The organism is Oceaniglobus ichthyenteri, assembly GCF_003057885.1.
Taxonomy (GTDB): domain Bacteria; phylum Pseudomonadota; class Alphaproteobacteria; order Rhodobacterales; family Rhodobacteraceae; genus Oceaniglobus; species Oceaniglobus ichthyenteri.
The window spans coordinates 49,637-64,067 of the sequence record NZ_QAGK01000007.1 but is presented as its reverse complement, the minus strand read 5'-3'; the positions used below and the strand labels follow the sequence as shown (position 1 = coordinate 64,067).

The following is a 14,431-nucleotide window of genomic DNA, read 5'->3' as shown; positions in this document are numbered from 1 at the left end:
GCGCCCCTAGCGCAGCTTTGGCGGCTTGGCCGGGTCCATTCCGGGGTTCGCGCCGGGGGTCGACGAAATTTCGACCTCGGGCAGATCAAACCGCAATCCGACCCGGGCCAAACGGGCGGCGAACGGGTCGGATGCCGAGAAAAAACCAACGTCCAGCACGCCCGCCTCGATTCCGGAAAATGTCAGCGCCTCGCCGGTGGCGCGGGCCAGGGCCGGTTCGGCCCCCGGTGCCGGATCGATGAACGCCAACAGATGCGACGATGTGGTTTCGTATTGCGCCCCGACCAGATAGGCCATGCGCGCCATGCCGCTGGCCGTGGCCAATTTGGCATCCAAAGCGCGCAACAACACCTCGGGCAAACCATGGGGCACGGTGATTTCGCGCGGCCGCGCCTCAACCTCATTCGGGGTTTCGGCAAGGGTTTCGGCCAACCAGGCAATACCATCGGCCGGCACCAGAAACGATGACGGCGCCACATCGGGGTTCAGCGCCAATCCCAACCCCTGCCCTGCCAACATCGCGGCGATCACCCGCCCCGACAGTGCGGCATAGGGGGTGATTTGCCCGGCGAATTGCGCCAATCGTGCCTCGCGGTCGAAAACCAATACAAACCGGCCTTCGCCAGTATCAAAGATCGCAGGCGCGATCTGATCGCCCTCGGGTTCGGCGTCAAGCATCATGAACAGTTCACCATCGGCAAGGCGTTCGTAAAACGCCAACCGTTCGCTATCGCCTCCGGCCTCCATGGCGGCATGGGCGTGATCCAATGGCGTTTGCGTCATGGTTGATCCTCATATTGTGGTTGGCACAGCGGTATGGCCCCGACGCCGCGTGTTCAAGCCAAAGATATATCTCGGTCAGTCCGCAGCAAGAAGGGCGGCGATCCGGCGCTGAATGACCGGCACGATGTCGGCTTCGAACGTGGGATGTTGGCGCAGCCACCGATTGTTGCGCGGGCTGGGATGGGGCAAAACAAGCGTATCATCGGTTTCGGGCGTCGCGCGGTCCAGAATATCGGCAATGTTTTTCGATTTCTGATCCGGCAGATGCCAGGCAATCGCATATCGACCCAACACAAGGGTCAGATCAATCCGGGAAAGCGCGGCAATCACGGTGGCGCGCCAGGTTTGCGCACAAATTGCACGCGGCGGGGCATCGCCGCCCTTGCCCACCCCCGGAAAACACAGCCCCATCGGAAAAATCGCGATTTTTGGATTGTCATAAAACGTATCGCGATCCACCCCCATCCAGGCGCGCAACCGATCCCCCGACGCATCGTCAAACGGGCGGCCGCGCATATGTGTCACCCGCCCCGGCGCCTGACCGGCAAGCAGAATGCGCGCCTTTTCATGCAGTTGAAACAATGGTTTCGGCCCAAGTGGCAGGTCCGCGCAGATTTCACAGCGGGCGATGCGGGATTTAAGGGCGATGAATTCTTCTGACTCGTCCATTCTGTATGGGCCTTGATGGTTTGCGCCCCAGACTTAGCAAACTTTTTCGGGGCTTGCATCAATTCTATATTTCTATAATGATAGAAATATGAAAACATTTCGACAGGCAGACATGACAATCGAAGAAGCGGCATCAACCTTTGCCGCCTTGGGTTCGGAACAACGCCTTGCGGTGCTTGGCACGTTGGTGCGCGCCGGGCCGGATGGGTTAAGCATTGGTCAGTTGGGCGAAAAATCCGGCGTGACCGGATCAACCCTGACCCACCACATGCGCGTGCTGTCGCAGGCCGGTTTGGTCAGCCAGGTGCGCCAGGGGCGGTCGATCATTTGCGCGGCGGTCGAATATGGCCGGGTTGGCGCGCTGTCGGCCTATCTTTTGCGCGAATGCTGCGCCGATTGCGATGATGCAGAAGGGCACAACCATGACTGACCATTCCCATGACACGCCGCTTACCCTGGCGGTTCCTTCGGTGTTTCGCACTGCCTGGACGATCAGCGCGGTGGTTTTGTTGAGTGTTGCCGTGCTCGATTTTCCACAAGTGTGGCCAACCATTACCTTTGCGCTGAACGCGATCCTGCACACTGCGCCGTTCATCATTTTTGCCGTGCTTGCGGTCGCCTATCTCAAGGCGACAGGTGCGGAAAACCTGTTGGCCCGCGCGTTTGAAGGCCGCCAATCGCGGATGATCGTTCTGGCGGCACTGCTGGGCGGCATGGCGCCATTTTGCAGTTGCGAAGTCATCCCCTTTATCGCCGCGCTGTTGGCGGTGGGCGCGCCACTCAGTGCCGTCATGGCGTTTTGGCTGGCCTCGCCGCTGATGGACCCGGCGCAGTTTGCCATCACCGCCGGCACCCTGGGGTTTGATTTTGCCGTGGCCAAAACCTTGGCCGCAGTTGGGCTGGGCCTGCTGGGCGGGTTTACCGTGATGGTGTTCGCCAACACGCCGGTCTTTGCCGATCCGTTAAAACCACAACCCACGCGCAAAGGATGCTGTGGCGCGGCAAAACCATTTTCGGGCCAACCCGTGTGGCGGTTTTGGACCCAAGATGCGCGCCGCGACACGTTCCGCGATACAGCAATCGAAAACGGGCTGTTTCTGACCAAATGGTTGACCCTTGCCTATATCTTCGAGGCGCTGATGCTGCGCTATGTGCCTGCCGATTGGGTGGCCTCGGTGCTTGGCGGTACGGGTATCACCCCAATTTTGCTGGGCGCTGTTGTTGGCGCGCCTGCCTATCTGAACGGTTATGCCGCCGTGCCGCTGGTCGATGCGCTGTTGGCACAGGGGATGGCGCCGGGTGCGGCGATGTCGTTCATGTTGGCGGGTGGAGTCAGCTGTATTCCGGCCGCGATTGCGGTTTGGGCGCTGGTCAGGGGGCGGGTTTTTGCCGCCTATCTGGCGATTGCCATGGTCGGGGCGGTTTTGGCCGGGCTGGTCTGGGCCGCAGTGGTATAACCGCCGCCCTACATCCGCCTATTGCGGTTGCTCTGAACATTCGGCTGATCTAGGTCTCCGTGCGGGCACCATCAGGGGATTTCGGGATGTACCGGGTTTGGAATTACGTCACCAACTATTCGATATTGTTGGTCGTTGGCGCCGCGCTTGCGCTGATCTGGGCAAATGTCGATGCTCAATCCTATCGCCATTTTGTGGAATACCCCCTGTGGTTCAATAACTTTGCCGGTGTCGATACCGCATATTGGATGGAGAATTACGCCGGTAATTTCGGGATTGATTCCATCGGTGATGTCGAACGGGTGATCACCCCGCACTACCTGGTGAACGATGTATTGATGGCCTTCTTCTTTGCTGTCGCGGGCAAAGAAGTATGGGAGGCGGTGATCCTGAAAAACGGCGCCCTGCGCGGCAAAAAGGCAGCCACGCCTTTGGTGGCGACATTGGGCGGCATGCTGGGCCCGGTCGTTGTGTACCTGGGTCTGGCCTATTTCGTGTTCGGGTCTGAAACCTATGACGCTTTGGCGCGTGGCTGGGCCATTCCCACAGCCACGGATATCGCGTTCAGTTATCTTGTGGGGCGCATCGTGTTTGGCGCGGGCCATCCCGCGGTAAGGTTTCTTTTGCTGTTGGCGATCGCCGATGATGCGGCGGGGCTGATCATTCTGGCGGTATTTTATCCGTCGGGCGATTTGGCGCCATTCATGCTGTTATGGTCATTGGCCGCGGCGGTCGCAGTTTTTGTTCTGTTCAACTGGCTGCCGCGCAAGTTGGACAAAGGTAACCAACTGCGTATCAGATCAACCTGGGTGCGCGAAAAACTGTCGTTCTGGCCATATCTTCTGGCGGGTTGCGTCAGCTGGTGGGCATTTCAGAAAAGCGGTCTGCACCCGGCATTGGGGCTGTTGCCGATTGTGCCCACCCTGCCCCATGCCGACCGCGCCTTTGGAATATTCAGCGAGGCAGAACAATATCTGACCGACCTGTTGAACCACACCCAGAACCTGTTGAAACATCCGGTTGAAATCATCCTGTTTCTGTTTGGTTTCTTGAACGCGGGAGTTGAATTTGGTGCAATCGGCGCGCCGACATGGGCGGTTCTGGCCGGGCTGCTGACTGGCAAACCGGCCGGTATATTCCTGTTTGGCTGGTTGGCGGCGGGGCCGATGCGGCTGGGCCTTCCGGCCGGGATGCGGATGGCGGATCTGTTGGTGATCGGCTGCGTCGCGGCGATCGGGTTTACCGTTTCGCTATTCGTGGCCTCGGTTGCGTTTCCGACGGGTCAGATCCAGGATGCGGCGAAAATGGGCGCGCTTTTCAGCTTTGGCGCCGCGCTGTTGGCGATTATTGTCGGCAAATTGACCGGAGTGCGCAAGCAAGGCGGCTGATCTTGCGCGATTGCGCCCAAAAGGCACGCCGATTTACCTAAGATGCTTGGGAAAACCTGTCGGATTTTGGAAAACCGTGTCATAATCTGGCCCAATTGGGCGGGTATGCATGGCGTTAACCACTTTGCGTTAAGGGTGGGCCACCAGAGTAGGCGCCGGGGCGCAGATGATCGAATTTGACAATGTTTCCAAGTCCTTTTGGACAGGATCACACCACAAGGTGATTCTGAACCGCGCGTCGTTTCGCGTGGAGTTGGGCAATTCATTGGGTATTCTGGCCCCCAACGGCACTGGTAAAACCACCCTGATCAACATGATGGCGGGGTTGGAAAAACCCGACGAAGGCACCATCACCCGCACCAGCCGCATTTCGTTTCCTTTGGGATTCATGGGCGGGGTTGTCGGGCGATTGTCGGGCACCGAAAACGCCCGGTTCATCGCCAAACTTTACGCGATGGACCCCGATTACCTTGAGGCATTCTGCCGATGGCTGTGCGGTCTGGGCGAATATTTCGATATGCCCGTGGGCACCTATTCGGCCGGGATGCGGGCGCGATTGTCGTTCGCCCTGCTTTTGGCACTGGAATTTGATATATACCTGATTGATGAGGGCATGCCCTCGACCACCGACGTGGAATTCAACAAAAAGGCAGGCACCATTCTGCGTGAACGGCTCGAAAACTCTACCATCGTGGTGGTATCGCATCAGGCGGAAACGCTTGAGAAATTCTGTCGATCTGCGGCCGTTCTGATGGATGGGCGGTTGCATATGTTTGACACATTGGAAGAGGCGAAGCAGCTTTATGACTACGAAACCCAAAGTTAGAAAGTTCCGCATTCGCCGTTCCAGCCCCCTGGCCACAGGCACGGCTGAGGTTGAGGATGCAGGGGTTGAACCGCAAGAGGCGGCACAGCCCGTGCGCGCCCCGGATATGTCGGATGACATCTTGCAAAAAACCCCCGCTCCCGCGCCAGACCATGAGGTAGACAGCCCAGCAAAGCCCGAAGAAACGTCACCAGACGACGCCATGACCGCCCTGCGCAAAGAGGGTCTGACCGGGCGCCAATTGCGCATGGCACGGCGGCTGGCACAAAAACACGATCTGTCGCCCAGCACTGATTTCGAAGCGGTTTTATTGTTGCGTGCCAAAGGGATAGATCCGTTTGAGCGCGCCAATATGCTAGAGCTTGTGGTGCCACAGCAAGGGTCGGATCAGCCCAACACGGGGCGCGTGCAATTGCCCCAGACCCGGCAGCCCGATCACATGCCATCCACCCAGGTTGGCCTGCCCACATCACCCGGCCCCCTGCCCGATCCGCGCGCCACCCGGGCGCAGGAAATTCAAAGCATTCAGCGCGATATCTCACGCCGCCGCCGCCGCAAGATGGCCCTTTTGTTCAGTCGGCTGGCGTTTTTGGTCGGGCTTCCCACGCTTTTGGCCGGGTATTACTTTTTTGTCATTGCCACACCGATGTATGCCACGAAATCCGAATTTGTGATCCAACAGGCCGATTCCCAGGCCACCGGCGGTTTGGGTGGTCTGTTTTCGGGCACCGGATTTGCCACCAGCCAGGATTCCATCGCCGTGCAAAGTTATTTGATGTCACGCGATGCGATGCTGCGTCTGGATCGGGATTTGGGGTTCAAGGCGCATTTCGCCAACCCCGAAATCGACGCCATTCAACGCCTGCCGGAAAATCCGACCAACGAACAGGCGTACAAAGTGTTCAGCAGCAATGTTGAAATCGGCTATGATCCGTCCGAAGGCATCATCAAGATGGAGGTTGTTGCCGCCAGCCCCGAGGTAAGCGCCGAGTGGTCCGAAAAGCTGATCGAATATGCCGAGGAACAGGTTGATAACCTGACCCAACGCCTGCGCGCCGATCAGATGCAGGGCGCGATGACCAGCTTTGAACAGGCCGAAGAAAAAATGATGAACGCACAGCGCCGCGTTCTTGAATTGCAAGAGCAGTTGGGCGTGCTTGACCCCACCGCAGAAACCGGCGGCGTGATGACACAGATCACCACGTTCGAGGTGCAGTTGGCCGAAAAGCGTCTGCAACTTCAACAGCTTCTTGATAACCGCCGCCCCAATCAGGCGCGCGTTGACGGGGTGCGGGGCGATATCAGCCGGTTGCAGGATCTCATTGCCGCGTTGCGCGGGCAACTTACCGATAACACCGGCACCACATCATCATTGGCCAGCATCAGTGGCGAATTGCGCATGGCCGAGGTTGATCTGCAGACCCGCACCCTGTTGATGCAGCAATCCTTGCAACAGCTTGAAACCGCCCGGATCGAAGCAAACCGCCAAACCCGGTATCTGTCGATGGGTGTCACCCCGATTCCGCCAGACGAGGCGACCTATCCGCGCGCCTTTGAAAACACGTTGTTGGCGTTTTTGATCTTTGCCGGCATTTATCTTCTGATCTCGCTCACCGCGTCGATTCTGCGCGAACAGGTTTCGGCCTAAGGGGGCTTTTCGCCAACACGTCGGCCATCTAACCTGAGCGCAAAGCGTTTAGCGAAAGATGGCCGATGAAACCGTTTGTTTACCTTTTGTCGCTGATCCTTGTGATCGGTGTCACCGCCCCCCTGCCCGCCATTGCCCAGGACACCCCCGAAGCCGAGGTAACGCGCACCCTCACCGATGCGGAACAAAGTCAGGCAACCGATACACGCATCGCTGAACGGATCCGCGCCATCCTGATCGAACTGGACGGATATGAAGGCGTGATGTTTTCCGTGCGATCGGGCATCGTCATATTATCGGGCGAAGTGGTGGATGCCACCGCCCTGGCCCGGTTGGAAGAGCTGATCACCGGCATTGATGGCGTGGTAACCATTCAGGACGAAGTCACAGAAACCACCGATCTTGCCAAACGCCTGAATCCCGCGATTGAACGGATGCAGGTGCGGGTGCGCCAGACCATCGCGGTGCTGCCCCTGTTTGCGGTGGCTGTGGCGGCGGCGGCGTTTGTGTGGTTCATCGGCCTACGCGTCGCCCGGATGCATCAACCTTGGGAACGGTTTGCGCCCAATGCGTTTATCGCCAACATCTATCGCCAAATCGTCGGGCTGGTTTTTATCGTTGTCGGGATCGTGATCGCGTTGGACATCCTGAATGCCACAGCACTTTTGGGCACGATCCTTGGCGCGGCGGGTATCATTGGTCTGGCCATCGGTTTTGCTGTGCGCGACACAGTGGAAAATTTCATCGCCTCGATCATGCTGTCGATTCGCCAACCGTTTCAGCCCAACGATGCGGTGGAAATCAACGGCGATCAGGGCAAGGTCATTCGCCTGACCAGCCGGGCAACCATCCTTTTATCCTTTGACGGCAATCACATCCGCATTCCCAATTCGACCGTGTTCAAAAGCCGGATCGTCAATTTCACCCGTAACCGAGAACGCCGTTTCCTGTTCAAGATCGGCGTTGAATCCGACAGCGATCTGGCCGCCGTGCGCAGCCTGATCGAAGAAACGGTCAGCGCGATGCCGTTCACCCTGGATACGCCGGGCACCTCGGTCTGGATCGAAGACATGACAGATTCGGGCGTGGTGTTTACGGTCACCGGCTGGATCGATCAAAGCAAAACGTCGCTTTTGCGCGCGCGTGGCGAAACGCTGCGCCTTGTCAAACAGGCCATCGAAGAAGCCGGGTTTGCGATTCCCGACACGACATATCGCATCCGCCTCGAAGGCGCGGCCCTGCCCGGCGGTTTCCCGGAAACGGCAACGATTACCGAAACCGAATCCGCTGAAAAACCCGCCCCGACCCCGGAAACCAAAGGGGTGATCGGCGTGAACGCAGTCGACGACGAAGCCCTGGAAAACATGATTGAGGCCGAACGAAACGACGACACAAACCCCGATCTTCTGCGCCGCAATGCGCCGATAGAATAAAATCCACAAAAACAACCAAATGATTGGCTTTTACCCCTTGCACCGCGGGCGCACCAACAGTAGACAACGGCGCACGTTGGGGTGTAGCCAAGCGGTAAGGCATCGGTTTTTGGTACCGTGTATCGTAGGTTCGAATCCTACCACCCCAGCCAACTTTCCAGGATTATCGTTTGGATTCAGAGCGCCCAGCATCTTGGCTGGAATGATCTGAGGCTTTAGTCGCACAAGTGTTTACGCAAATGTCTGCACAAGCGTTTACACGCACCATCGCGTGACCACCGAAAGCCAGGCACTTCGTCCACTGACCTGCCCCCCGCGAAATCCCTCACCGTGATGTAGAGTCTGCGCGAACTTTTAAGGAGCAGACGAATGCGAAAGAGCCGTTTCACCGAGGCGCAGATTATCGGGAATATCAAGGAGCAGGAGGCAGGTATACCGACGGCCGAGGTGTGCCGTAGGCATGGCCTCAGCCCGGCGACGTTCTACAAATTCAAGTTCACGTTTGGCGGCATGGAAGTGTCTGAGGCGGCCAGACTGAAGGCCCTCGAGGACGAGAACGCCAAGCTCAAGCGCCTGTTGGCCGACACCATGTTGAACAATGTCGTGTTGAAGGACCTGCTGGGAAAGAACTGACGACATTGACCAAGCGGCGAGAGGCAGCGCTCAGGGCGATGCGGGATCATGATATCTCGCAGCGTCGGGCCTGCCGGCTTGTCGGTGTCGATCCCAAGACGGTCCGGCGCCAACGCCCGCCGGATTGCCCTGAGATCCGCAAGGAGATGCAGGAGATCGCCGGAAAGCGGCGCCGGTTTGGCTACCGCCGGATCGGCGTACTGCTCGAACGCAAGGGTATGATCATGAACCACAAGAAGCTGTATCGTATCTACCGCGAGGAAGGGCTGTCGGTGAAGCGGCGGCGCGGCCGGAAACGGGCGCGCGGCAGCAAGACACCGCTGCCGGTTGCCGCGCATCGGGGCGCGCGTTGGTCCCTGGACTTCGTATCCGACAGCTTCGGCGCCTCCAGGAAATTCCGGATCTTGGCGGTGATCAACGACTGCACCCGGGAATGCCTGTGCCTCGTGGCGGACACCAGCCTGTCGGGCGCACGAGTGGCCCGGGAACTCAGCGCCCTGATCCGGGTCTACGGCAAGCCCGGCTGCATTGTCAGTGATAATGGGACAGAGTTCACCAGTCGGGCGATCCTGAAATGGGCCGACGAGAACGAGGTCCCATGGCACTATATCGATCCAGGCAAGCCCCAGCAGAACGCCTTCATCGAGAGCTTCAACGGCAGCCTGCGCGATGAACTGCTGAATGAGGAACTATTCGACACCCTGGACGATGCACGGCGCAAGCGGGCCTTGTGGCGCTACGACTACAACACCGTCAGGCCGCACTCATCTCTGGGGAACAAGGCGCCACTGCAAGCGCGCCGAGCATTTGAGCAATTTGAGGGCTCCTCGCCCGGCGCGCTTGCGTCAGACGGAAAACCGGAATACCCAAGTCCAACCTGCAGACTCTCGTTATGAATAAGAGAGCAGCGGGGGGCAGGTCACCTTCTCGAAGCTCAAAGCCGACTCACGACGGATCGGGGCCAGAACCTTCGAAGCCCTGTTGGAGGCGCTCGGTGACATCTGTGACATCTTCGATCCACAGGAATGCTGAAACTTCATCAAAGCTGCCGGATATGCCTCAACATTAAATGCAAACCGCTTTTATCGTTGAACCAGAATGTCTCCGGTAAACCCGGGGCGGTTCAATGTCATCTTGGGCACCTCTGTCGAATATGCTGGTCACCAGGTTGAAGATTAGATCGCCTTCGGCCTCTCCCTCGGTCTCCGGGAAAGTATCCTTGAACAGGCCAATGATGTCGTCTTCGCGGTCTGCATGAACGTTGATGAATTCCGTTATGGCGCCATCCCCGTAGTTAGAAGCGGATTATCAGGGCCACCCCGCCACCGGAAGCGTCGTTCGCGAAGCTATCGCACGCAAATATGGCGCGCCAAAAGCTTTTTCTTGTGAATAGTAGGGAAACAATTTTTCACGGAATCCAAAATACACACAACTTGAAAGTCCGTATATTGACACCTTCGGCCTGATCATCGCAATATATAGCTGCTTTGGTTCCTGTGGCGTGAGTCGCAGGCTAAGAGGGAAGCCGGTGTAATACCGGCGCTGCCCCCGCAACTGTAAGCGGCAAGTTTTGGCCCCATAACCACTGGCGCAGTTGCGTCGGGAAGGTGGGCCGACGCGATTGAGCCGCGAGCCAGGATACCTGCCCAAGCACGATACGACAACCACGAGCGGAGGGCTCGGGGACGTGTTTGTGCTCCTGCCCCTGATCGGGTCAGGTTCCTGCGCGCCCCTGTTTCCTTTTGCTGCAGAATACAGGAACTTGGGCATGAATATCATCGTTTACTCGAAACCGGCTTGTGTGCAATGCACCGCCACCACACGCGCGTTGGATTTACGGGGGCTGGATTACCGCGTCATCGATTTGACCCAAGATGCCAACGCCATGCAGGAAGTGGCCGCGATGGGCTACCGGCAGGCTCCTGTCGTTGTGGCGGATGGCGCGCATTGGGCCGGATTTCGCCCCGATATGATCAGTCAGTTGGTCTGACACATGACTGGGCTGGTCTATTACTCGTCGGTTTCTGGCAATACTGCGCGGCTGGTTAGGTCGCTGGGCATGAACGCCGATCGCATTCCGGTCCGGCCTGCGGAGCCGATGCCATCGCCCGAGCGCCCGTTCGTTTTGATTTGTCCCACATTCGCCGACGGGGCCGGACGTGGCGCTGTTCCAAAACAGGTGATCCGGTTCCTCAACCGTCCGGCCAATCGCGCCCTTTTGCAAGGTGTGATCGGTGCGGGAAACCGCAACTTTGGCGCAACGTTCGCGCTGTCAGCCAAGGTGATCGCCGCCAAATGTAACGTGCCGGTGCTGTATCGCTTTGAGATGGCCGGAACAGAGATAGACATCGCCCGCATCCGTGAGGGGCTTAACAAATTTTGGAGTGCAGAATGCTCGACGATGGTGTGAATACGGCGATGGATTATCACGCGCTCAACGCGATGCTGAACCTTTATGACGATAGTGGTCAAATCCGGTTCGACGCAGACCGAATGGCCGCGCGGCAATATTTTCTACAGCATGTGAACCAGAACACCGTTTTCTTTCACTCGCTGGATGAGAAACTGGGCTATCTGGTGGACGAAGGATATTACGAGGCTGGCGTTCTTGACGCCTATCCGCGCCCGTTTTTGCACAAGATATGGGCCGCTGCTTTTGCTCATAAATTCCGGTTTCCAACCTTTCTTGGCGCGTTCAAGTATTACACGTCCTACACGCTGAAAACCCGCGATGGAAAACGGTATCTTGAACGTTACGAAGACCGTGTGGTGATGGTGGCACTGTCCTTGGCGCAGGGTGATCAGGAACAGGCGATGCGCTTTGTGGAAGAAATCCTGTCGGGCCGGTTCCAGCCCGCTACGCCAACTTTCCTTAATGCTGGCAAGCAGAGCCGGGGCGAATTGATCTCGTGTTTTCTGCTTCGTTTGGAAGACAATATGGAAAGCATCGGGCGCGGCATCAACTCGTCGCTCCAGCTATCCAAACGTGGCGGCGGCGTGGCGCTGATGCTGACCAACATCCGCGAACATGGCGCGCCGATCAAGGGGATCGAAAACCAATCATCAGGTGTCATCCCCGTGATGAAATTGCTCGAGGATTCGTTTTCCTACGCCAACCAACTTGGCGCACGGCAGGGCGCGGGCGCGGTTTATTTACACGCGCATCACCCTGACATCCTGAGTTTTCTTGATACCAAACGCGAAAATGCCGATGAGAAAATACGCATCAAAACCCTGAGCCTTGGGGTGGTCATCCCCGACATCACCTTTGAATTGGCGCGCAACAACGCGGACATGTATTTGTTCTCGCCCCATGATGTGGAGGCTGTTTATGACAGGCCGTTTTCGGAAATTTCGGTAACCGACAAATATGCCGAGATGGTCGACGACAAGCGCATTCGCAAGAAGAAGATTAATGCGCGGCAGTTCTTTCAAACGCTGGCCGAAATCCAGTTCGAAAGCGGCTATCCCTATATCATGTTCGAAGACACGGTAAACCGGGCAAACCCCATTGCGGGACGTATTTCCATGTCCAATCTGTGTTCGGAAATCCTGCAAGTGAATGAGGCCAGCACCTTCCACGACGATCTAAGCTATGATCACATGGGTTCGGATATTTCCTGCAACCTCGGCTCTCTTAACATTGCAAAAACGATGGATGGTCCCGATTTCGGTGCGACTGTCGAAACCGCCATTAGAATGCTGACGGCAGTATCGGAAATGTCGACCATCGATTCAGTTCCGTCAATTCGAAAGGGCAATGATCTAAGCCATGCGATCGGGCTGGGTCAGATGAACCTGCACGGTTATCTGGCGCGCGAACGCATCCATTACGGCAGTCCCGAGGGGATTGAATTCACCTCGGTCTATTTTGCCACAATCACCTATCACGCGATCCGCGCATCAAACCTTTTGGCGCAAGAAAAAGGCCAATCCTTTGAAGGTTTCCAGGCGTCAAAATACGCCGATGGTAGCTTTTTTGGGCGGTATACGACGCGCGACTGGCTGCCCGAAAGCGATGCGGTCAAGGCGCTGTTCAAGGACATGCACCTGCCCACCCGCAACGACTGGTCAAAACTGCGCGACAGCGTGATGAAGCATGGTCTTTACAATCGCAACCTTCAGGCCGTGCCGCCAACAGGTTCGATCAGTTATATCAACAACTCGACCTCTTCTATCCATCCCATCGTGTCCAGGATCGAGATTCGTAAAGAGGGCAAGATCGGCCGCGTCTATTATCCCGCCCCGTTCATGAATAACGATAATCTGGAATTCTACCGCGATGCTTATGAAATCGGACCCGAGGCGATTATCGACACCTACGCGGCGGCGACAGAGCATGTCGATCAGGGCCTGTCGCTGACCCTGTTCTTTCCTGCTGATGCCACAACCCGTGATATCAACCGCGCACAGATCTATGCGTGGAAGAAGGGCATTAAAACCATCTATTACATCCGCCTGCGCCAGACCGCCCTTGAGGGCACCGAGGTCGAAGGCTGCGTTTCCTGCACATTGTGAGAATTGACATGAAAGACTTGAACCATACCACCATCGTGCCGCGCGCCATCAACTGGAATCGCATTCAAGATGACAAGGATCTTGAGGTCTGGAACCGCCTGACCGTCAATTTCTGGCTTCCCGAAAAGGTGCCGCTGTCCAATGATGTTCAAAGCTGGGCCACGCTGACCGACGTCGAACGCACGCTGACGATCCGCGTCCTGACCGGGCTGACCTTGCTGGACACAATCCAGAACACCGTTGGCGCACCGTCGCTGCTGCCCGATGCGCAAACCCCGCACGAAGAGGCGGTGCTGACAAATATCGCGTTCATGGAGGCGGTGCATGCCCGGTCGTATTCCTCGATCTTTTCGACGCTGTGTTCGACGAAAGAAGTAGACGAGGCATTTCGCTGGTCCGAAGAAAACCCGCATCTTCAGTCCAAGTCACGCTTGATCTTGCAGGAATACAATGCCGCGGCCGACCCGAATAAACGCAAGATCGCATCGGTATTTCTGGAAAGCTTCCTGTTCTATTCCGGCTTTTACCTGCCAATGTATTGGTCCAGCCGCGCCAAGCTGACCAACACCGCCGATCTGATCCGACTGATCATTCGCGACGAGGCTATTCACGGCTACTACATCGGTTACAAGTTCCAGCGCGCAACCGAACTCATGTCTGAAACGGAGCGCGCGGCCCTCAAGGATTTCGCCTTCGCGCTGATGTTCGACCTTTACGAAATCGAGGCGCAATATACGGCAGAACTCTATGACGATCTTGGCCTGACCGAGGACGTAAAGGCATTCCTGCATTACAACGCCAACAAGGCGTTGCAAAATTTGGGCTATGAGGCGCTGTTCCCCGCGCAAGCCTGCGAGGTGAACCCCGCGATCCTGGCCGCCCTTTCACCCGACAGCGAAAACCACGATTTCTTTTCCGGCAGCGGGTCGTCATATGTGATCGGCAAGGCAGTCGCGACCGAGGACGAAGATTGGGATTTTTAGGAAACAGCCATCTATCGGACTAAACAATCAAGAGGTGCAGGCGAGCCGATTATGGCGCCGTCGTTTTCGCCAAACTCGTGCTAACCTCATATT

The 14,431-nt window shown here is 57.2% G+C and carries 13 protein-coding genes, 1 tRNA gene and 1 riboswitch; of the genes, 12 read left to right on the top strand and 2 right to left on the bottom strand.

Annotated features, from left to right (window positions below; all coding sequences use genetic code 11):
* Positions 1–6: 6 nt before the first annotated feature.
* Together C8265_RS11950 and C8265_RS11945 are read right to left on the bottom strand one after the other, a co-directional pair.
* Positions 7–783 carry an SseB family protein gene (locus C8265_RS11950; protein WP_108484250.1) on the bottom strand — a complete coding sequence of 259 codons (777 nt, stop codon included), beginning with the start codon at positions 781–783 and terminating at the stop codon, positions 7–9.
* 75 nt (positions 784–858) lie between these two features.
* Complete coding sequence (locus C8265_RS11945; RefSeq protein WP_108484249.1) at positions 859–1,452, bottom strand: uracil-DNA glycosylase family protein; 594 nt, start codon at positions 1,450–1,452, stop codon at positions 859–861.
* Positions 1,453–1,540: 88 nt separating this feature from the next.
* Here C8265_RS11945 and C8265_RS11940 point away from each other — a divergent pair, with 88 nt between their 5' ends.
* The 12 genes from C8265_RS11940 to nrdF all read left to right on the top strand — a co-directional run bounded on the left by C8265_RS11940 (position 1,541) and on the right by nrdF (position 14,338).
* A complete protein-coding gene (locus tag C8265_RS11940; protein ID WP_240611064.1) occupies positions 1,541–1,882 on the top strand; it encodes an ArsR/SmtB family transcription factor in 342 nt (113 codons plus the stop codon).
* Positions 1,875–2,909, top strand: coding sequence for a permease (locus C8265_RS11935; protein WP_108484247.1), 1,035 nt, complete (start codon positions 1,875–1,877; stop codon positions 2,907–2,909). Before C8265_RS11940 ends, C8265_RS11935 begins: the two co-directional genes overlap by 8 nt.
* An 86-nt stretch (positions 2,910–2,995) precedes the next feature.
* Positions 2,996–4,297: a Na+/H+ antiporter NhaA gene (locus C8265_RS11930; protein ID WP_108484246.1), complete on the top strand. Its 1,302-nt coding sequence runs from the start codon at positions 2,996–2,998 to the stop codon at positions 4,295–4,297.
* A gap of 166 nt (positions 4,298–4,463) precedes the next feature.
* A complete protein-coding gene (locus C8265_RS11925; protein ID WP_108484245.1) occupies positions 4,464–5,123 on the top strand; it encodes an ABC transporter ATP-binding protein in 660 nt (219 codons plus the stop codon).
* Positions 5,101–6,771, top strand: coding sequence for a KpsE/RkpR family capsule polysaccharide export protein (locus C8265_RS11920; protein ID WP_108484244.1), 1,671 nt, complete (start codon positions 5,101–5,103; stop codon positions 6,769–6,771). The genes C8265_RS11925 and C8265_RS11920 overlap by 23 nt, the downstream gene beginning before the upstream one ends.
* A 65-nt stretch (positions 6,772–6,836) precedes the next feature.
* Complete coding sequence (locus C8265_RS11915; protein WP_108484243.1) at positions 6,837–8,204, top strand: mechanosensitive ion channel family protein; 1,368 nt, start codon at positions 6,837–6,839, stop codon at positions 8,202–8,204.
* 77 nt (positions 8,205–8,281) lie between these two features.
* A tRNA-Gln gene (locus tag C8265_RS11910) sits at positions 8,282–8,356 on the top strand.
* Between the two features lie 217 nt (positions 8,357–8,573).
* Positions 8,574–9,733, top strand: a protein-coding gene (locus C8265_RS11905) for an IS3 family transposase (protein ID WP_240611063.1) whose coding sequence is annotated in 2 segments (ribosomal slippage) — positions 8,574–8,823 and positions 8,823–9,733 — 1,161 coding nt in all. Because the reading frame shifts where the segments join, the coding sequence is not laid out codon by codon here.
* A gap of 575 nt (positions 9,734–10,308) precedes the next feature.
* Positions 10,309–10,501: riboswitch (cobalamin riboswitch) on the top strand.
* Positions 10,502–10,605: 104 nt separating this feature from the next.
* Complete coding sequence (gene nrdH / locus C8265_RS11900; RefSeq protein WP_108484354.1) at positions 10,606–10,827, top strand: glutaredoxin-like protein NrdH; 222 nt, start codon at positions 10,606–10,608, stop codon at positions 10,825–10,827.
* A gap of 3 nt (positions 10,828–10,830) precedes the next feature.
* A complete protein-coding gene (nrdI, locus tag C8265_RS11895; RefSeq protein ID WP_108484242.1) occupies positions 10,831–11,247 on the top strand; it encodes a class Ib ribonucleoside-diphosphate reductase assembly flavoprotein NrdI in 417 nt (138 codons plus the stop codon).
* Positions 11,229–13,355 (top strand): class 1b ribonucleoside-diphosphate reductase subunit alpha, encoded by a 2,127-nt coding sequence (gene nrdE, locus C8265_RS11890; RefSeq protein WP_108484241.1) that lies wholly within the window; start codon positions 11,229–11,231, stop codon positions 13,353–13,355. Before nrdI ends, nrdE begins: the two co-directional genes overlap by 19 nt.
* Before the next feature lie 8 nt (positions 13,356–13,363).
* Complete coding sequence (gene nrdF, locus C8265_RS11885; RefSeq protein ID WP_108484240.1) at positions 13,364–14,338, top strand: class 1b ribonucleoside-diphosphate reductase subunit beta; 975 nt, start codon at positions 13,364–13,366, stop codon at positions 14,336–14,338.
* Positions 14,339–14,431 lie beyond the last annotated feature (93 nt).